Origin of the sequence: Streptomyces yerevanensis, from assembly GCF_000716805.1 — a bacterium.
Classification (GTDB): Bacteria; Actinomycetota; Actinomycetes; order Streptomycetales; family Streptomycetaceae; genus Streptomyces; species Streptomyces flaveus.
On sequence record NZ_JNWJ01000025.1, the window covers coordinates 108334 to 127568 of the forward strand.

The 19235-nt window shown below is 68.7% G+C and carries 16 protein-coding genes, 1 tRNA gene and 1 riboswitch; of the genes, 12 read left to right on the forward strand and 5 right to left on the reverse strand.

The window, feature by feature from the left end; genetic code table 11:
* The first annotated feature begins 39 nt into the window (after positions 1–39).
* The 8 genes from OP79_RS25350 (at position 40) to OP79_RS25385 (ending at position 9315) form a co-directional block, all read left to right on the forward strand.
* The gene (locus tag OP79_RS25350) at positions 40–1116 is read left to right on the forward strand and encodes a LysM peptidoglycan-binding domain-containing protein (protein ID WP_342669552.1); all 1077 of its coding nucleotides are present in this window, start codon (positions 40–42) and stop codon (positions 1114–1116) included.
* Positions 1117–1321: 205 nt separating this feature from the next.
* Positions 1322–1490, forward strand: a riboswitch (cyclic di-AMP (ydaO/yuaA leader).
* 4 nt (positions 1491–1494) lie between these two features.
* Positions 1495–2190 carry a LysM peptidoglycan-binding domain-containing protein gene (locus tag OP79_RS25355; protein ID WP_033323156.1) on the forward strand — a complete coding sequence of 232 codons (696 nt, stop codon included), beginning with the start codon at positions 1495–1497 and terminating at the stop codon, positions 2188–2190.
* 355 nt (positions 2191–2545) lie between these two features.
* Positions 2546–3832 carry a phosphopyruvate hydratase gene (gene eno, locus OP79_RS25360; protein ID WP_033323157.1) on the forward strand — a complete coding sequence of 429 codons (1287 nt, stop codon included), beginning with the start codon at positions 2546–2548 and terminating at the stop codon, positions 3830–3832.
* Positions 3833–3924: 92 nt separating this feature from the next.
* Positions 3925–4401: an FtsB family cell division protein gene (locus tag OP79_RS25365; RefSeq protein WP_033323160.1), complete on the forward strand. Its 477-nt coding sequence runs from the start codon at positions 3925–3927 to the stop codon at positions 4399–4401.
* Between the two features lie 20 nt (positions 4402–4421).
* The gene (locus OP79_RS25370) at positions 4422–5048 is read left to right on the forward strand and encodes a DUF501 domain-containing protein (RefSeq protein WP_033323162.1); all 627 of its coding nucleotides are present in this window, start codon (positions 4422–4424) and stop codon (positions 5046–5048) included.
* The gene (locus tag OP79_RS25375; protein ID WP_033323164.1) at positions 5045–5998 is read left to right on the forward strand and encodes a Ppx/GppA phosphatase family protein; all 954 of its coding nucleotides are present in this window, start codon (positions 5045–5047) and stop codon (positions 5996–5998) included. Before OP79_RS25370 ends, OP79_RS25375 begins: the two co-directional genes overlap by 4 nt.
* A 430-nt stretch (positions 5999–6428) precedes the next feature.
* Positions 6429–7841: an NAD(P)/FAD-dependent oxidoreductase gene (locus tag OP79_RS25380; RefSeq protein ID WP_033323166.1), complete on the forward strand. Its 1413-nt coding sequence runs from the start codon at positions 6429–6431 to the stop codon at positions 7839–7841.
* Between the two features lie 184 nt (positions 7842–8025).
* Positions 8026–9315: an SAM-dependent methyltransferase gene (locus OP79_RS25385; protein ID WP_033323168.1), complete on the forward strand. Its 1290-nt coding sequence runs from the start codon at positions 8026–8028 to the stop codon at positions 9313–9315.
* Positions 9316–9375: 60 nt separating this feature from the next.
* On the opposite strand, the gene OP79_RS25390 is transcribed toward OP79_RS25385, so the two are convergent.
* Both OP79_RS25390 and OP79_RS25395 read right to left on the reverse strand, forming a co-directional pair.
* Positions 9376–11907, reverse strand: a complete 2532-nt coding sequence (locus tag OP79_RS25390) for an ABC transporter permease (RefSeq protein ID WP_033323170.1) — start codon at positions 11905–11907, stop codon at positions 9376–9378.
* A 354-nt stretch (positions 11908–12261) separates the two neighbouring features.
* Positions 12262–13035 carry an ABC transporter ATP-binding protein gene (locus OP79_RS25395; protein WP_033323171.1) on the reverse strand — a complete coding sequence of 258 codons (774 nt, stop codon included), beginning with the start codon at positions 13033–13035 and terminating at the stop codon, positions 12262–12264.
* Positions 13036–13430: 395 nt separating this feature from the next.
* Here OP79_RS25395 and OP79_RS25400 point away from each other — a divergent pair.
* From OP79_RS25400 to OP79_RS25410, 3 genes are all read left to right on the forward strand, one after another.
* A tRNA-Leu gene (locus OP79_RS25400) sits at positions 13431–13517 on the forward strand.
* A 178-nt stretch (positions 13518–13695) separates the two neighbouring features.
* Positions 13696–14871 (forward strand): 4-hydroxybenzoate 3-monooxygenase, encoded by a 1176-nt coding sequence (locus tag OP79_RS25405; protein ID WP_033323173.1) that lies wholly within the window; start codon positions 13696–13698, stop codon positions 14869–14871.
* A gap of 194 nt (positions 14872–15065) precedes the next feature.
* A complete protein-coding gene (locus OP79_RS25410) occupies positions 15066–15980 on the forward strand; it encodes a Bax inhibitor-1/YccA family protein (RefSeq protein WP_033323176.1) in 915 nt (304 codons plus the stop codon).
* Between the two features lie 100 nt (positions 15981–16080).
* Here the strand turns inward: OP79_RS25410 and OP79_RS25415 are convergent, their stop codons facing one another.
* The gene (locus tag OP79_RS25415) at positions 16081–16311 is read right to left on the reverse strand and encodes a DUF4287 domain-containing protein (RefSeq protein ID WP_033323288.1); all 231 of its coding nucleotides are present in this window, start codon (positions 16309–16311) and stop codon (positions 16081–16083) included.
* A 102-nt stretch (positions 16312–16413) separates the two neighbouring features.
* Between OP79_RS25415 and OP79_RS25420 the strand changes: the two genes are divergently transcribed.
* Positions 16414–16725: a hypothetical protein gene (locus OP79_RS25420; RefSeq protein WP_189322516.1), complete on the forward strand. Its 312-nt coding sequence runs from the start codon at positions 16414–16416 to the stop codon at positions 16723–16725.
* Positions 16726–16770: 45 nt separating this feature from the next.
* Here OP79_RS25420 and OP79_RS25425 read toward each other — a convergent pair whose 3' ends face one another.
* Together OP79_RS25425 and OP79_RS25430 are read right to left on the reverse strand one after the other, a co-directional pair.
* The gene (locus tag OP79_RS25425) at positions 16771–17553 is read right to left on the reverse strand and encodes a hypothetical protein (RefSeq protein WP_033323290.1); all 783 of its coding nucleotides are present in this window, start codon (positions 17551–17553) and stop codon (positions 16771–16773) included.
* A gap of 284 nt (positions 17554–17837) precedes the next feature.
* Entirely contained in the window at positions 17838–19058 is a 1221-nt protein-coding gene (locus tag OP79_RS25430) for an acetyl-CoA C-acetyltransferase (RefSeq protein WP_033323178.1), read from the reverse strand.
* Between the last annotated feature and the right edge of the window lie 177 nt (positions 19059–19235).

Here is a 19235-nt window from a genome sequence, read left to right on the forward strand (position 1 = left end):
AGCAGCCCCACTGGTCACACCCATGTCACACACTGTCGCGTGAAAGGCAATCACATGCTCTCCGGGAACGGTCGACACCGTCGCCCCCGTCAGGCGCCCGCTCTCTTCGTCGCGGCAGGGGTGACCGGATCGGCCATCGCGATCCCCCTGCTCGGAGCGAGTGGTGCGAGTGCCGCCAGCGGTACGACCTGGGACGCGGTCGCGGAGTGCGAGAGTGGCGGCTCGTGGAGCGCCAACCCCGGCAACGGGGAGTACGGCGGACTCTCGATGACCCAGGAGGAGTGGGAGCGGTACGGCGGTCTCGACTACGCGATGAGCGCCGACCTGGCCAGCCGCTCGCAGCAGATAGCCGTCGCCGAGAAGATCCTCGCGGACCGGGGTACGGGCCCCTGGGCGACCTGCGGACTCATCGCGGGCCTGACGCAGAACTCCGACTCGGCCGACGTCGACACCGGCCTGGCGCAGGACTCGCCCACGCCCACTCCCACCCCGTCCACCGAAGCGGACCCGGGCGTGGACCCGGGCGTGGACTCGGGCTCGGGCACTGACTCGGGTTCAGATTCCGGGCAGACGTCAAGTGACGGCTCCGTAAAGGATGATTCATCCGACACTTCCGGCTCATCCGGTACATCCTCTGAATCGGACTCGTCTGATAAATCCGAGTCGTCCACTGATGCGTCACAGGATTCCGACAGTGGCCCCATCGCCGAATCGCCGAGCCCCGACAGCTCGCCCACAGATGCGACAAAAAAGGGCGACTCGGGCAACTCCGATCAGAACGCAGACGATTCAGGCAGTGAGAGTACAAACACAGGCGACGCGGACGCAGCCACCGGCCGCCATCGCGGCGGCAGCGCCGAAGAGGATGCCGCACCCTCCCGTACGGACGACTCCGCCGGCCGGCATGCCTCGCGCGCGGGCAGTGCCTCACGCGACGAAGCGGACGCGGCGGACGGCTCGTACACCGTCCGTTCCGGAGACAGTCTCTGGTCGATCGCCGACTCCCTTGACCTCCAAGGTGGATGGTCCGATTTGTACGCTGCGAACAGGCAGACCGTCGGCGCCGACTCGAACCTCATCCTTCCCGGTCAGCGCCTTGAACTCGGCACAGACTGAGCGGTCGACAAGGTGCCGAACCGGCCCAAAAGTGGCGGCAGTTCGGGCCGAATGTCCGGTTTGATGAAAGTGAGACATGGATCTCAAAGGCCCTGATCGTCTTTGAAATTCGGCGGATCGCATGTTTACGGTCGTGACCGCTCGCCACAGCGGGCCCCGACGGACGTCACGCCGAATCCTGCCAACGTCCGTACGGGAACAGTCGTCGCGTAAAGCGCCGTAGGCAGGAGCGGGGGACCCAAGGTAAGTGCCGGGCCCGGTCGTTGAGACCAGGTGCGGCTTGGGGTGAAGTCGTGCGGAGCGATCCGTACGGCCGGGCAACTCACCAGGCCCGAACCCGACAGCTCACCTCGTAGGCGTCGGTGAGGGGATCTCTTCATGCTGCTTTCCGGCAAGGGCAAGCACCGTCGCCCGTCCAAGGCCACCCGCATGGCCACGCTCGCCGGTGTCACCGGTGCCGCCATCGCCGCCCCGCTGATGGTGTCGGGTACGGCCTCCGCCGCCACCGCCTCCGAGTGGGACACCGTCGCCCAGTGCGAGTCGGGCGGCAACTGGTCCATCAACACCGGCAACGGCTACTACGGCGGCCTGCAGTTCTCCGCCTCCACCTGGGCCGGCTACGGCGGCACGAAGTACGCCGCCACCGCCGACCAGGCCTCCAAGGCCCAGCAGATCGAGATCGCCGAGAAGGTTCTCGCGGGCCAGGGCAAGGGCGCCTGGCCGGTCTGCGGCAAGGGCCTGTCGAGCGCCGGGTACACCGGCGGCGGCTCCTCCGACTCCGGTGCCGCGCAGGAGAACACCCAGCAGTCCCAGCAGCAGAGCGCCCCGGCCCAGGAGGAGCGCGCCTCCCGCTCCGCGGAGCGCCCGGCTGCCAAGAAGACCGTCACCACCCCGACCGGCAAGAAGGTCAAGAAGGGCGACGGCGAGTACAAGGTCGTCAAGGGTGACACCCTCAGCGAGATCGCCACGGAGAAGAAGGTCAAGGGCGGCTGGCAGAAGCTGTACAAGCTGAACGACGACATCGTCGACAACGCCGACGTCATCTACCCGGGCCAGCAGCTGCACCTCAGCTGAACTGAGTCCCCGGCTCAGCCGAAGCCCGGCCCCCAGAGCGGCGCCGGCTGAGCCCTCAGCTCAGCCGAAGCCGAGCCCCAACTCGGCTGAAGCTGAGCCCCCCAGACAGTCCCGCCCCGGTGCGTCTTCCCCCGTACGCACCGAGGCGGGACTTTTTTGCCCCTGCCTTGCCCCCTGCTCTGCCCTCTTCGGATTTGTTCCGTTAGGAAACAATTTACTCTCGGTTCGGTCCATGGGCGGGGCGGACGGCTGGCCGATCGCCCGGAGCCGGTTAGGCTCGTCCTCGCGGAGCCGCCGCGGCTTCGCGCTGTGCGGGCCCAGCGGCCCGCGTAACCGCGTCACATCCCAGAAGGAGATGCTCGTGCCGTCCATCGACGTCGTCGTAGCCCGGGAAATCCTGGACTCCCGAGGCAATCCCACGGTCGAGGTCGAGGTCGGCCTCGACGACGGCAGCACGGGTCGTGCCGCCGTTCCGTCCGGCGCCTCCACGGGCGCCTTCGAGGCTGTCGAACTCCGCGACGGAGACGCCAACCGCTACCTCGGCAAGGGTGTAGAGAAAGCGGTCCTCGCCGTCATCGAGCAGCTCGGCCCGGAGCTCGTCGGTTACGACGCCACCGAGCAGCGGCTGATCGACCAGGCCATGATCGACCTGGACGCCACCGACAACAAGGGCTCGCTCGGCGCCAACGCCATCCTCGGCGTCTCCCTCGCCGTCGCGCACGCGGCCTCCGAGGCCAGCGACCTCCCGCTGTTCCGTTACCTGGGCGGTCCGAACGCGCACCTGCTGCCGGTCCCGATGATGAACATCCTGAACGGCGGCTCGCACGCCGACTCGAACGTGGACATCCAGGAGTTCATGATCGCCCCCATCGGCGCGGAGTCCTTCTCCGAGGCGCTGCGCTGGGGCGCCGAGGTCTACCACACCCTCAAGAAGGTGCTGAAGACCAAGGGCCTGTCCACCGGCCTCGGCGACGAGGGCGGCTTCGCCCCGAACCTGGAGTCCAACCGCGCCGCCCTCGACCTCATCATCGAGGCCATCAAGGAGGCCGGTTACCAGCCCGGCGAGCAGGTCGCCCTCGCGCTCGACGTCGCCGCCTCCGAGTTCTACAAGGACGGCGCGTACCTCTTCGAGGGCAAGTCGCGCTCGGCCGCCGAGATGACGGAGTACTACGAGGAGCTCGTCGCCTCGTACCCGCTCGTCTCCATCGAGGACCCGCTGTTCGAGGACGACTGGGCCGGCTGGAAGGTCATCACCGACAAGATCGGCGACAAGGTCCAGATCGTCGGCGACGACCTCTTCGTCACCAACCCGGAGCGCCTCGCCCGCGGTATCGAGGAGGGCTCCGCCAACGCCCTGCTGGTCAAGGTCAACCAGATCGGCTCGCTGACCGAGACCCTGGACGCCGTCGAGATGGCCCAGCGCAACGGCTTCAAGTGCATGATGTCCCACCGCTCCGGCGAGACCGAGGACGTCACCATCGCCGACCTCGCCGTCGCGGTGAACTGCGGCCAGATCAAGACCGGCGCCCCGGCCCGCTCGGACCGCGTCGCCAAGTACAACCAACTGCTGCGCATCGAGGAGATCCTCGACGACGCGGCGGTGTACGCGGGCCGTTCGGCGTTCCCCCGCTTCAAGGGCTGACCTACACCTGTAGGCACCTCCTTGCCTACGTCCCCGTACGCGGTCCCGTACCGTGTGCGGGGACGTACGCGTGTCTGAAGGGGAGGCGTCACATGGCCGCGAAGGACCGGGACCGGTTCTCCACCGCGACCAGGCTGCGGGTGCTCGGCGAGCAGACGGCGGCGCGCGTCTACCGCTCCCAGACCAGGCGCCAGGCCCGCCGTTCCCGGCTGACCGGGCGGGCCGCGCTCCTCGCCCTCGTCCTGTGCACCCTCGTCGTCGCCCTCGCGTATCCGACCCGGCAGTACGTCTCCCAGCGTGCCGAGATCGCCGAACACGAGCGGGAGCGGGAGCAGGCCCGTGAGCGGGTCGAGCAGCTGCGCGACCTCAAGGCACGCTGGCAGGACGACGCGTACGCCGAGCAGCGGATCCGCGAGCGCCTGCACTACGTGAAGCCGGGCGAGACCGGCTACATCGTGATCGATCCGAACGCGGCGAAGAAGTCGCGTACGACGCAGGGTGCGGCCGCCCGCCCCTGGTACGCCAATGTCTGGGACGGGGTCGACAAGGCCGACCGCGCCGACCAGTGAATGCGATGAGAAAGACGACTATGAACACGCCCCCGCCTCCCACCCCGCGAACCGAGCCCACCGACGCGGACGTCGAGGCCTTCAAGCAGCAGCTCGGGCGCCCGCCGCGCGGTCTGCGCGCGATCGCGCACCGTTGCCCGTGCGGTCAGCCCGACGTGGTCGAGACGGCGCCGCGACTGCCGGACGGTACGCCGTTCCCGACGACGTACTACCTGACGTGCCCTCGGGCCGCCTCCGCGATCGGCACGCTGGAGGCGAACGGCGTGATGAAGGAGATGACAGAACGCCTGACGACGGATCCGGAGCTGGCCGCCGCGTACCGGGCCGCGCACGAGGACTACCTCGCCCGCCGCGACGCGATCGAGGTCCTGGAGGGCTTCCCGAGCGCGGGCGGCATGCCGGACCGTGTGAAGTGCCTGCACGTCCTCGTGGGCCACTCCCTGGCCGCGGGCCCCGGAGTGAACCCGCTGGGCGACGAGGCGATCGCGATGCTGCCGGAATGGTGGGCGAAGGGGCCGTGCGTGGTGCCCTCGACGCCTCCTGAGGGAGAGGGCTGGGAGGTGGACGCGAGCGGCGAGTCCGGCTACTTCGCGTTCAAGCCCGTCGACTCGGGGGAGTCCGGGAAGTCCGAGGAGGACGTCAAGTGACCCGCGTCGCCGCCATCGACTGCGGTACGAACTCCATCCGCCTCCTTGTCGCCGACGCGGACCCGTCGACCGGCGAACTCATCGACCTGGACCGGCGGATGACCATCGTCCGGCTCGGCCAGGGCGTCGACCGGACGGGGCGCCTGGCGCCCGAGGCGCTGGAGCGGACGTTCGCCGCCTGCAAGGAGTACGCGGCGATCATCAAAGAGCACGGAGCGGAGCGCGTCCGTTTCGTGGCGACCTCCGCGTCCCGGGACGCCGAGAACAGGGATGAGTTCGTACGGGGCGTCCTGGACATCCTGGGCGTCGAGCCCGAGGTCATCACCGGTGACGAGGAGGCGGAGTTCTCCTTCACGGGCGCGACCAAGGAACTGAGCGGCCGGGAGGACCTGGCCAAGCCCTACCTGGTCGTGGACATCGGCGGCGGCTCCACCGAGTTCGTCGTCGGCGACGACCACGTACGCGGCGCACGCTCGGTCGACATCGGCTGCGTACGCATGACGGAACGCCACCTTGTGCACGACGGAGTGGTCGCCGATCCGCCGACTCCCGCTCAGATCAGCGCCATTCGCGCCGATATCGAGGCGGCCCTCGACCTCGTCGAGCAGGCCGTCCCGCTGCGCGAGGCCCGCACCCTGGTCGGCCTCGCGGGTTCCGTCACCACGGTGTCGGCGATCGCGCAGGACCTCCCGGCGTACGACCCGGCCGCCATCCACCACTCCCGGGTCCCCTACGCCAGCGTCCGCGAGATCACCGAGTCCCTCCTGACCTCCACCCACGCCGAGCGCGCCGCGATCCCCTCGATGCACCCGGGCCGCGTGGACGTCATCGGTGCCGGCGCCCTCGTACTCCTGACGATCATGGAACGGATCGGAGCGGAGGAGGTCGTCGTGAGCGAGCACGACATCCTGGACGGGATCGCCTGGAAGGCGGCAGAGGACCTTCAGTAGGCCGCTGAGCTACCCGTGGGTGATCTCTCCTGAGCAGTTTCGGTAACGCATGAGCGCATCCCAGGGGCCCCGGAAACCCTCTCGGAAATACTCCGCCGAGAAAGTTCGTGAAGTTCTTCACAAGGAAATCTGCCCTGCTGGGGGAGGTTTTTGGCGTCTGGGGCGGGCCAGAGGTCGTGCGGGGTTCCGGAGCGCGTGCGCGAGGCCGTCAACGGGGTGCCGGAAGGCGGGGGAACGAGCGACTGGTTCAGCCGGGTCACAGGCCCAAAGAGCAGCTCACGCGGTGTTGACAACACCTCAAAGCCCCCCATGGTTCCCCTGTGGAGGCAGGGGGCGGGGAATGCGAGCCGGGCAGTGTAGCAGAGGGTGCGATGGAGCTTGTGAAGGGGCGCACGAGCTACCCCCCTGGAACGGGTGGATACTCGATGGCATGAGCACCACGGAGCGTCCCAGGATCCTCGTAGTAGGCGGTGGGTACGTAGGCCTGTACGCAGCTCGGCGCATTCTGAAGAAGATGCGCTACGGCGAGGCGACCGTCACGGTCGTCGACCCCCGGTCGTACATGACCTACCAGCCCTTCCTCCCCGAAGCCGCCGCCGGCAGCATTTCGCCTCGGCACGTCGTCGTCCCGCTGCGACGCGTGCTGCCCAAGGCGGAAGTTCTGACCGGCCGGGTCACCACCATCGACCAGGACCGCAAGGTCGCCACGATCGCCCCCCTCGTGGGTGAGGCGTACGAGCTGCCTTTCGACTACCTCGTCATCGCCATGGGCGCGGTCTCCCGCACCTTCCCGATCCCCGGCCTCGCCGAGCAGGGCATCGGCATGAAGGGCATCGAGGAGGCCATCGGCCTGCGCAACCACGTGCTTGAGCAGCTCGACAAGGCGGACTCCACGAACGACGAAGAGGTCCGGCGCAAGGCGCTGACCTTCGTCTTCGTCGGCGGTGGCTTCGCCGGCGCCGAGACCATCGGCGAGGTCGAGGACATGGCCCGCGACGCGGCCAAGTACTACACCAACGTGTCGCGCGAGGACATGCGGTTCATCCTCGTCGACGCCGCGGACAAGATCCTTCCCGAGGTCGGTCCGAAGCTCGGCGCGTACGGCAAGGAGCACCTGGAGTCCCGTGGGGTCGAGGTGTACCTGTCCACCTCCATGGACTCCTGCGTCGACGGCCACGTGGTGCTGAAGAACGGCCTCGAGGTCGACTCCAGCACGATCGTCTGGACGGCCGGCGTCAAGCCGAACCCCGTCCTCTCCCGCTTCGGTCTGCCGCTCGGCCCGCGCGGTCACGTCGACACCCAGGCGACCCTCCAGGTCCAGGGCACCGACTACATCTGGGCCGCCGGCGACAACGCCCAGGTGCCGGATGTCGCCGCCCGCAAGGCCGGCGTCGAGAACGCCTGGTGCCCGCCGAACGCCCAGCACGCGCTGCGTCAGGCGCGGGTCCTCGGCGACAACGTGATCTCCGGTATGCGGGGCTTCCCGCAGAAGGAGTACGCGCACGCCAACAAGGGTGCGGTGGCCGGGCTCGGCCTCCACAAGGGCGTCGCGATGATCGTCATGGGCAAGATGAAGATCAAGCTCAAGGGCCGGCTCGCCTGGTACATGCACCGCAGCTACCACGGATTCGCGATGCCGACGTGGAACCGCAAGATCCGGGTCTTCGCCGACTGGACGCTCGCGGTGTTCCTCAAGCGCGAGGTCGTCTCGCTCGGCGCCATCGAGACGCCGCGCGAGGAGTTCTACGAGGCGGCCAAGCCGGCGCCCAAGGTGGCCCAGTCCGCCGAGGCCCAGCTCCCGCCGACCCGCGCCAAGTCGGAGGAGAAGGCCAAGGCCTCCTGACCTCCGGTCACTGATCGACCCGAAGGGGCTCCCCGCCATCCGTGGTGCGGGGGGCTCCTTCGGCGTTTTCTCGCCCGCGCCACAATTTGCGTGGATGTAACGCTTTTGCGGGACTGCGCTTTGGTCGTCGCGGTGTTTACGTGGTGTTGGACTTCTGGGATCCATCGTCACGGAGGTGTGCGCCATGCAGGACGCCGCACTGCGGCTCGAGACTCTCCTTGAACAGCTGCTGGGGGCGCCGCTCCCGGTGCGTCTGCGCGCCTGGGACGGTTCGGAAGCGGGTCCGCCGGGTGCCCCGACCCTCGTCGTACGTAATCGCCGTGCTCTTCGCCGACTGCTGTGGAAGCCAGGGGAGTTGGGGCTCGCCCGGGCCTGGGTCGCCGGTGATCTGACCGTGGACGGTGACCTCTACGCCGTCCTCGAGCTGATCTCGGGGCTCGTCTGGGAGCGTGGCGAGGACGCTCGGAGCCTGGGGGAGACGTTGCGGGATCCGGAGGCACGGGCCGCCGTGCGCGGGCTCGTGAGGATGGCGTGGCCCCCGCTGCCGCCCGCCCCGCCCCGCGAGGAGGTGCGCAGGCGCTCCCATCTGCACACCAAGCGCACCGACAGACGCGCCATCAGCCACCACTACGACGTCGGCAACGACTTCTACGAGATCGTCCTCGGGCCGTCGATGGTCTACTCGTGCGCGTACTGGCCCACCCCGGACGCCACCCTCGAGGACGCCCAGCGCGACAAGCTCGAACTCATCGCCCGCAAGCTGGACTTGAAGCCGGGCGGGCGGCTGCTCGACGTCGGCTGCGGCTGGGGCTCGATGGCCATCCACGCCGCCCGCGAGCACGGCGTGAGTGTCGTCGGCGTCACGCTGTCGCACGAGCAGGCCGCGTACGCCCGCAAGCGCGTCGCCGACGAAGGGCTCACCGACCGCGTCGAGATCCGCGTCCAGGACTACCGTGACGTCGCCGACGGGCCGTACGACGCGATCTCCTCCGTCGGCATGGCCGAACACGTCGGCAGCGAACGGTATCTGGAGTACGCGCGGACCCTGTTCGCCCTGCTCAAGCCGGGCGGGCGGCTCCTGAACCACCAGATCGGCCGACGTCCGCGGCGCGACGAATCGGCGTACGAGGTCGACGAGTTCATCGACGCGTACGTCTTCCCGGACGGCGAGCTCGCGCCCATCGGCAGCACCGTCACGCAGCTCGAGAGCGCCGGGTTCGAGGTGCGGGACGTCGAGTCGATTCGCGAGCACTACGCGCTCACCCTGCGCCGCTGGGTCGCCAACCTGGAGGCCGGCTGGCCGCTGGCGGTCCGCCTCACCAGCCCCGGCCGGGCTCGCGTCTGGCGGCTCTACATGGCCGCCTCCGCCCTCGCCTTCGAGCACAACGGCATCAGTGTGAACCAGGTGCTTGCGGTGAAGACCCCCGGGTCCGGCGTGTCGGGGATGCCGCTGCGGGCGCGTACCTGGAACTGAAACGCCGAGGGCCCCGTTCCCTCCCGGCCTCCCGGGAACGGGGCCCTTGTGCGCGTACGGCTACTCCGCCTTGATCGCGTTCAGCATGTTCAGCTTCGCGGCGTTGCGGGCCGGCCACAGCGCGGCCAGGACGCCCACCAGACCGGCCAGCACCAGGAAGATCCCGATCCGGTCCCAGGGCAGGACCAGCGTGTAGCCCGGGATCTCCTCCTTGATGGTCTCGCCGATCGCCCAGCCGAGGAACGAGCCGAGACCGATGCCGATCACCGCGCCGAACACCGAGATGACCACGGCCTCGAGCCGGACCATCCGCTTCACCCGGCGCCGGTCGAGACCGATCGCCCGCAGCATGCCGATCTCCTGCTGCCGTTCGAAGACCGACATCGCGAGGGTGTTGACGACGCCCAGCACCGCGATGATCAGGGCCATCGCCAGCAGGCCGTACATGATGTTCAGCATCGTGTTGATGGCGCCGCCGAACTCGTTGCGGATGTCCTGCTTGTCCATGATCGTGATCGCGGGGTTGTCGCCCAGCGCGTCGATGAGGACCTTTTCGTTCGCCGAGGTCTGGCCGCCGTCGACCTTCACGAAGATCTGCAGGATGTACGGCTTCGCCTCGTGCTGGTTCGCGATCTTGGTGTCGATGAGGACGGGGGAGAGGAACTCGCTGTCCTTGTAGACGGCGCCGACCGTCAGTGTTGCCTTCTTCTCGTCGGCGAAGGTGACGGAGAGGCTGTCGCCGGGCTTCCAGCCCTTGCTCTTGGCCGTCTTCTCCGCGACCGCGACCTGGCCCTTCGCGAGCGAGTCGACGTTGCCGGCGACGACGTCGACGTTCAGGACCTGCTCGATGTCGCCCGGTGTGACCGCCGAAGCGGACACGTAGTCGTTATCGACCTGGAAGTAGGCGTCCTGCTGCGGCGATACCGCGGATACGCCCTTGGCCTTCTCCAGCGCCGTCAGCGCGGACTGGTCGAGGTCCCCGCCGTTCGCCATCGAGACCATGTAGTCGGCTTTGATGTTGTCCGTGGTCATCTTGTCGATGGCCGTGCCGACCGTGATACCGATCACCGACAGGCCGGTCACCAGCGTCAGTCCGATGGCCAGCGCGGAGGCCGTGGCTCCGGTGCGGCGCGGATTGCGTACCGCGTTCTGGCCGGCCAGCTTGCCGGCCACCCCGAAGGGGCCGACCAGCAGCGGACGGACGAGCGCGATCACGGGCCGGGACAGCAGCGGGATCAGGATGATCACACCGACCAGCGCGAAGAACGCGCCCGCCCCGATGTACATACGGCCGTCGCTGCCGCCGGTCGAGGCACCCACCACGATCGCTGCCGCGCCGAGGCCGGTGATGGCCGTACCGATGGAGTTGCGCACCACCAGCGACTTGGTGGTCGCCACCGCGTGGACGCTGCTCATGGCCGCCACCGGCGGGATCTTCGCGGCCCGACGGCCGGGCAGCCAGGCGGCGAACATCGTGATCAGCACACCGACACCGAGCGCGGCGAGCACCGGCGTGGCCGACAGGATCAGCGGTCCGTCCGGAATCTTCATCTCGAACGCGGCCATTCCGGACCGCAGACCCACCGCGAGCCCGATGCCCAGGACGAAGCCGATCACCGAGGCGACCAGGCCCACCACCGCGGCCTCGGCGAGCACCGAGCGGGTGATCTGCTTGCGCGACGCGCCGACGGCGCGCATCAGGGCGATCTCCTTCGTGCGCTGGGCGACCAGCATCGTGAAGGTGTTGGAGATCAGGAAGATCCCGACGAACAGCGCGATGCCCGCGAAGCCGAGCAGGACCTGCTTGAGGCTGCCCAGCCCCTGTTCGATGTTCTTGGCCTGCTCGTCCGCGAGCGCCTGGCCGGTCTTGGCCACGGCCGTGTCGGGCAGCAGCGGCTCGACCGCGTCCAGGATCTTCGCGTCGGACGCGCCGGCGGCGGCGATGACGGTGACGCTCTCGAAGTAGCCCGGCTCGAGGTACTGCTTCTGGGCGACCGCGGTGTCGAAGAGGACGAGGCTGCCGCCGGCGTTCACGGCGCCGTCCTCGGTGGTGAACACACCGCTGAGGGTGTACTCCTTCACCGGTCCGTTGGTCGCGACCCGCACCCGGTCGCCGACCTGGTACTTGCCCTTGGTCGCGGATTCCTTGTCCAGGGCGATCTGATCGTCCTTCACCGGGCCCGAGCCGTCGGTGAATGTGTAGGCCGTGTCCTTGCCGTCCTTGCCGGGCGCGAAGTTGGAGCCCTTGTTGGACCAGCCGACGCCGATCAGCTTCCCGTCGGGGTCGGCGACTCCGGCGAAGCCCTCGACTCGGCCGTACACGCCGGCGACGCCGTCCACGGCGGAGATCTTGTCGAGGGTCTTCCGGGAGAGGCCGGGTTCTTCCTCCGGGTCGGCGTGCGAGGCGTGCGAGGTGACGGCGACCGCGACGTTGTCGTAGCTCTTCGCCGACTGGTTGCGGAAGGCGTTGGAGAGGGTGTCGGCGAAGACCAGGGTGCCGGACACGAACGCCACGCCGAGCATCACGGCGAGCACGGTCATCAACAACCTGGCCTTGTGCGCGAGCACGTTGCGCAGGGCGGTACGGAACATGGTGTCTTCTCAGTCCAGGAGGGGGAGGGGAGAACAGGCCGGTGGGCGAGTCCGGGGCGTAGGCCGGTGGCCAACTGCGGGCACCAGTGGGCCGCGCCTCTTCAGGGGCGCGGGGCTGCATCGATGTGCGGCTCCGCCGCGAGAGCGCGCCCTTCCGAGCGGGCGCCAGGGGAGCGCCCCTTTTTAGGGGCGCGGGGCTGTGTCAATTTGCGGCTCCGCCGCGTGAGCGCGCCCCTTCAAGCGGGCGGCGCCCTATAGGGGCGCGGGGAACTGCGCGACCAGCCCCAACCGGGCCGCACCCGAGATACGACCCATGGGGCTTGGGGCGCAGCCCCAATCACCGCACAACCAGCGTCAGCTGGTACGACCCTTGGCATCGAACTGCTTCATGCGATCCAGCACCGCGTCCGCCGTAGGCCCGTACACCTCGTCGACGATGCGCCCGTCGGCGAGGAAGATGACGCGATCGGCGTACGCCGCGGAGACCGGGTCGTGGGTGACCATCACCACGGTCTGCCCCAACTCCCGCACGGAGTTGCGCAGGAAGCCGAGCACCTCGGCGCCCGAGCGCGAGTCGAGGTTTCCGGTCGGCTCGTCGCCGAAGATGATGTCCGGCCTGGAGGCGAGCGCCCGCGCCACGGCGACGCGCTGCTGCTGGCCGCCGGAGAGCTGGGCGGGCCGGTGCTTGAGGCGGTCAGCGAGCCCCACCATCCCGATCACCGAGTTCAGCCACTCCTTGTCGGCCTTGCGGCCCGCGATGTCCATCGGAAGGGTGATGTTCTCCAGCGCCGTCAACGTCGGCAGCAGATTGAACGCCTGGAAGATGAACCCGATCTTGTCCCGCCGAAGCTGCGTCAGCTGCTTGTCCTTGAGGGAGCCCAGCTCCGTGTCCCCGATCCGCACGGAGCCCGACGAGAACGTGTCCAGGCCCGCCACACAGTGCATCAGCGTGGACTTGCCGGATCCGGAAGGACCCATGATCGCGGTGAGCTCGGCCTGCCGGAAGTCGACAGAGACCCGGTCCAGGGCGATCACCTGGGTCTCGCCCTGTCCGTAGACCTTCGACAGATCCGAGGCACGCGCGGCCACGGCGGTGGCGCGGCCGGCGATGGGAGTGGTGGTGGTCACGGGTCGGTGCTCCTGTCGGTACGACGACGAGTGGCGAACGTGGCTTCCATCGTCGTGGCCGATCGGCGCCGTGTAGTCAGCCGCTGCTCCGGTTCTGATGGGCGACTGCGGTCGGACCGTACGCGCTTGAGTCATACCTGCGGATGACACGTACCCCTGACAGGGCCATAGGTGACGGTTCGTCGGATGACGCTCGTTCGGGCGGTGAATTCACGTCATTCCGCAGGTGCCGCGAGGTCTCTGTGAAAGGGCTCGTGGCAAGTGCCGATCGCCCGTACGGTGGGCTGATGCACCCTCAGACGTCAATAAAATAAGACAACATCGAGCCGCCCGTCCGCTGTTCGAGGGATGCGCCCCGTTAGGCTCGGAACCTCAAAATGCGGAGCCCATGGCCTGCCCGGATGGTGGAATGCAGACACGGCGAGCTTAAACCTCGCTGCCCCTACGCGGGCGTGCCGGTTCAAGTCCGGCTCCGGGCACCACCCGACCCTCCCGCGGACCCGCGGTTTCCCTGCATCGTTCATTGAAGACTTCACGGCAGAACCGTTGACAGCGGCCGTACGCCGTCGGAGACTCACGCTGAGAAATCGGTGAAATAAATTTCACCAGACGAACATCGTGAAGAACACTACCGCACGAACAGCGCGAAGGGGCGTACCGATGCGTACCACTGTCGGGATCATCGGGGCCGGACCGGCCGGGCTGCTGCTGGCGCGGCTGCTGCACAACGCGGGGATCGACTCGGTCGTCCTGGAGAGCCGCGACCGCGCGTATGTGGAGCATCGGCAGCGGGCCGGAATCCTGGAGCAGGGCACGGTCGACGTGCTGCGCGCGGCCGGCGCCGGCGAGCGCATGGACCGCGAGGGGCTGCGGCACGACGGGATCGAGCTGCGGTTCGCGAAACGGCGCCACCGTGTCGACTTCCCCGGGCTCACGGGCGGCCGGTCGGTGATGGTGTACGCGCAGACGGAGGTCTGCAAGGACCTCATCGCGCTCCAGCTCAAGGAGGGCGGTCCGCTGCTCTTCGAGGCGGAGGCACTGGCCGTGGAGGGGGCGGACAGCGAAAGGCCGCGCGTGCGCTTCAGGCACGAGGGGCGCGAGGACGTCCTGGAGTGCGACTACGTCGTCGGCTGCGACGGCTCCTGGGGTGTGGCACGCAAGGCGATCCCCGAGGAGCTCACGCAGGTCTTCGAGCGGACGTACCCCTTCGGCTGGCTCGGCATCCTCGCCGACGTACCGCCCTCGCACGACGAACTCGTCTACGCCCACCACGACCGCGGCTTCGCCCTGCTGAGCATGCGCTCCCCCCAGGTCTCCCGGCTCTACCTCCAGGTGCCCGAGGGCACGGAAGCCGAGGAATGGGGCGACGAGGCGATCTGGGACGAGCTGGAGCGCCGCTTCGAGACGGCCGACGACTGGAAGCTCGAGAGGGGCCCGATCACACAGAAGTCCGTGACGCCGATGCGCTCTTACGTCCACGAGCCGATGCGCCACGGACGGCTCTTCCTCGCCGGGGACGCCGCCCATATCGTGCCGCCCACCGGAGCGAAGGGCCTGAACCTCGCCGTCGGCGACGTCGTCACCTTCGCGCGGGCGCTCGTCCACCTCAAGGAGACCGGTTCGGCCGAGCGCCTGGACGCCTACTCCGAGACCTGCCTGCGCCGTGTCTGGCAGGCCGAGCGCTTCTCGTACGCGATGACGACCCTGCTGCACCGCACGCCCGACGCGACCCCCTTCGAGGACCGTATCCAACTCGCCCGCCTCGACCGGATCACCGCCGCCCGCTCGGCCGAACAGGACCTCGCCGAGTGCTACACGGGCTTCCCGCTGGAGTGATCGCGGGGAGCACCACGATCGGGGGAACCGGAGTGGCCCGTGGCGGCGTTGTAACGGTGCCGGGAATGCTGGATTGAACACTGGCGTTCCCGGTCACAACAGAGGAAAGATCCTCCCCAAGCACTAGAGGCATCCCTTTGCCTACCCATTACTCTTGAGCCCAGAGCCACGCAGGGTGGCCATGGAGGAGTGAAATGAGGAGCAGCAACCCGGTCTTCTCGCGACGGGGGTTCAGCCGCGACAACGGCTACGCGGGCTTCAACGCCCAGCCGCAGGCCGGGGGCCCCGCTGTCGGCACGCAGGGGAACCCGTACGCACAGGGCTCTCCGTACGCCCCGCAGGGCGGCAACCCGTACGCGCAGAATCCTTACGCACAGAACCCGTACGCCCCGCAGGACGTTCAGCACGGCGCCCCGCCGCAGGCCCCGCCCGCCACCGACCGCATGACCATGGACGACGTCGTCGCCCGCTCGGCCATGACGCTCGGCACGGTCGTCGTCGGCGCGGTGCTCGCCTGGGCCCTGCTGCCGGTCTCGCCGAGCAGCTGGGGTCTGGCCATCGGCTCGGCGCTCATCGCGATGGTCCTGGCCCTGGTCCAGACGTTCAAGCGCAAGGCCTCGCCCGCGCTGATCCTGGCGTACGCCGCCTTCGAGGGCGTCTTCCTCGGCGTGATCAGCGAGATGTTCAACAGCCGCTGGTCGGGCGCACCCTTCCAGGCGGTGCTCGGCACCATGGCGATCGCAGGCGCCACCCTTCTCGTCTACCGAGCGGGCTGGATCCGGGTCACCGCCAGGTACGCGCGCATCGGCATGACGATCGCCATCGGCTTCGTGCTCATCATGGCGGTCAACCTGCTGCTGGTCGTGTTCGGCATCGCGCCTGACGGCGGGCTGCGGAGCATGGGCGCACTCGGCGCGATCGTCGGCATCCTCGCGCTCGTCCTGGGCGCGTTCTTCCTGACGCTCGACTTCAAGCAGATCGAGGACGGCGTCGCCTACGGCGCTCCGCGCCAGGAGTCCTGGCTGGCCGCCTTCGGCCTGACCATGACCCTTGTGTGGATCTACATCGAGATGCTGCGCCTGGTCGCCATCTTCAGCGGCGACGACTAGTAGGGCCGCCCGCCCGGATCACCACCGGGCGGTAGCGGCTGAAGGGCCCGTGAACCTCCGGTTCACGGGCCCTTCGTCGATGTTTCTCCCTGGTGCGCGCTCAGAGCAGTTTGCGCGCTGCCCTCCTCAGGTCGTACTCGTGAATGATCGCTTTGGCGTGGCCGTACGCGAGGTTGTGCTCGGCGCGGAGCCAGCTGACCTTCTCCTCGAAGCGGAAGAGAGCGGGGCCTTCGTCGACGGTGCGCAGCCAGTCGGACACTTCACGACCGGTGCAGTGAGGGATACGGGCGAGCATGTTGCGGTGGGTCTCCTCGGAGAAGACTTGGGACATCGGCGCCTCCGGACGCATGGGATGTAAGCCGGTCCTTCAAGTCACGGTGCCTGAGCGTTGGCTTGTTGGCAACAGTCCGGTTGAGGCGCGTAGTCTCGCGGCGTGCTGGATACGACCCCCCTGACCCGCGCCGTGGACCATTTCGCCGACCGGCTGCGGGCCGCTCCGCAGAGCCGACTCCAAAGGGGCGCGGCGGCCGAAGCGCTGGGCCTGGCCAGGGAGTTGGCGGTGCGTGCCCAGCGGATCGAGGACGCTTCGGGGCCGGTGCGGGAGATGCCCGACGCGGGGATGTTCGCCGCGGCCGACCAGATCATGGTCGCCGGGCACGATCTGGCTGTCGTACTGAGAAACGAGGGGGAGCTCGCGGAGGCGGTGCGGCTCGTGGCGGAGGCGCAGAAACGCGCCGGGGTGTAGTCCTCCGCTCCCGGCGCGTGTGGGTCTCGTGGGGCTCGCGGGCCCTTACAGCGACGCTATGACCCGGTCCGCGAGTATGTAGACGTTCTCCTCGCCGCAGGCGAAGGTCAGGGCGTACGCGCCCGAGATGCCCGAGCCGCCGAGGAGTACCGGCGTCTCGCCCGCTTGGAGTGCGGTGACCAGTTGCTCGGCGGTCTCGCGGTGGCCGGGGGTCATGCAGAGCGTGGTGCCGTCGGCGAAGACGTAGACGTCGAGTGTGCCCAGCGGGCCGGGGCGGACGTCGGTCAGTTCCGTACGGGACTCGGCCAGGTCCTCCAGGCAGGCGACCGTACGCTCGTGATCGTTCACGACCGGTGACTGGACCGGTACGAAGTCGGGGTGCGAGGGGTGGCGGCGGCGGGCCGCGGCCAGCTCGGCGGAGTCCGCGGCGAACTCCTCGGCGTCGGCGCCGGGCTCCGTCACCGATTCCAGGTGATCCAGGCCCGCGAAGTCCGACTGCCGGGGCAGGAACAGTTCGCTGTCCGGCAGTCCGAGCAGCGTGGGCGCGTCCGAGGCGTCACGCGCCTCCTGGGCGGCCCAGAACGCCCGCGCCTCGGCCAGCTCCCGCTCCCGCTCCTCCGCGAGCGCCTCGGCGACAGCAGCGCGTATCTCGCCCGTGTCCGCGGCCGAGCGGGCCGCGGGCACGACGGCGCGCGCGCCCGCCACACGGCTCGCGGTGAGCTCCGTGTGCAGGGACGCGACCTGCCGGCGCAGCCCGAGCACGGCGCGCAGGGTGGCGACGCCCACGGCCAGGGCGGCGGCCGCGGTGAGCAGTAGGGCAAGAGGGATGGCGCTCACTGACGTACTCCCGGTTCAAAGTCGACCCCCGACTTCCTACATCAGCTTGAAGGGCGGACTATCCACCTGTCAGTGCGTAACGTCACGAAAAGGACAGGACATTCAGCCCGGAGTTTCCCAGGGGAACGGTTCTGACCTGCGTAAATCGCGCCCCGGAGGGAGATAGGTCACATCCTGGGGGAGATTGGATCACAAAACGGCCCAGAGCCCCGGGGGTTACTGGGTTCTGGGCCGTTTCGGTCACGCAGGGTTCAACTGCTGTTACCCGTACGGCTTCAGCTGAGGCGCTCGATGACCATCGCCATGCCCTGGCCGCCGCCGACGCACATCGTCTCCAGACCGAACTGCTTGTCGTGGAACTGGAGGGAGTTGATGAGCGTGGCGGTGATGCGGGCGCCGGTCATGCCGAAGGGGTGGCCGACCGCGATCGCGCCGCCGTTGACGTTCAGCTTGTCGAGCGGGATGTTCAGGTCGCGGTAGCTCGGGATGACCTGGGCGGCGAAGGCCTCGTTGATCTCGGCCAGGTCGATGTCGTCGATGGTCAGGCCGGCGCGGGCGAGTGCCTGCTTCGACGCCTCCACCGGTCCGTAGCCCATGATCTCGGGGGACAGGCCCGAGACGCCCGTGGAGACGATCCGGGCGAGCGGGGTCAGTCCCAGCTCACGGGCCTTGGTGTCGCTCATGATCACGAGGGCGGCGGCGCCGTCGTTCAGCGGGCAGCAGTTCCCGGCCGTGACGAGCCCGTCCGGGCGGAAGACCGGCTTCAGGCCCTGGACGCCCTCCAGCGTCACGCCCGGACGCGGACCGTCGTCCTTGCCGACGACCGTGCCGTCAGGCGTGGTGACCGGGGTGATCTCGCGCTCCCAGAAGCCGTTCTTGATGGCTTCCTCGGCGAGGTTCTGCGAACGGACGCCGAACTCGTCCATGTCCTGGCGCGTGACGCCCTTCAGCCGGGCCAGGTTCTCGGCGGTCTGCCCCATCGCGATGTACGGGTCGGGGAGGAGGCCGTCCTCCCGCGGGTCGTGCCAGTCGGCGCCCTCGCTCTGCGCGACTTCGGCGGTACGGGCCTCGGCGTCGGCGAAGACGGGATTGTGCGTGTCGGGCATCCCGTCGCTCGAACCCTTCACGCTCCGGCTGACCATCTCCACGCCCGCCGAGATGAACACGTCGCCCTCGCCCGCCTTGATGGCGTGCAGTGCCATGCGGCTGGTCTGGAGCGAGGAGGAACAGTAACGGGTGATGGTGCAGCCCGGGAGGTGGTCCATGCCCATCTGCACGGCGACGATGCGGCCGAGGTTATGGCCCTGCTCGCCGCCGGGCAGGCCGCAGCCGAGCATCAGGTCGTCGATGTCCTTCGGGTCCAGCGCCGGCACCTTGGCCAGCGCGGCCTCGATGATCGTGGCGGTCAGGTCGTCCGGGCGCAGGTCCTTCAGCGAGCCCTTGAAGGCGCGGCCGATCGGTGAACGGGCTGCGGAGACGATCACGGCTTCGGGCATTACGGCTCCATTGGCGTATGGCGTACGGGTGTGACTTGACAGGCCTGTCAAGGAAGTTACCCGCACGTACCGTCAAGGTCACGGGTATCGCCGTGTGACCCCGGCCGCTTTTTTCTAAGCGCTTGCTTTGCACTCCGTCGTGAGCTCCGCTGAAGGGCCCGACAACCGAACCCAACC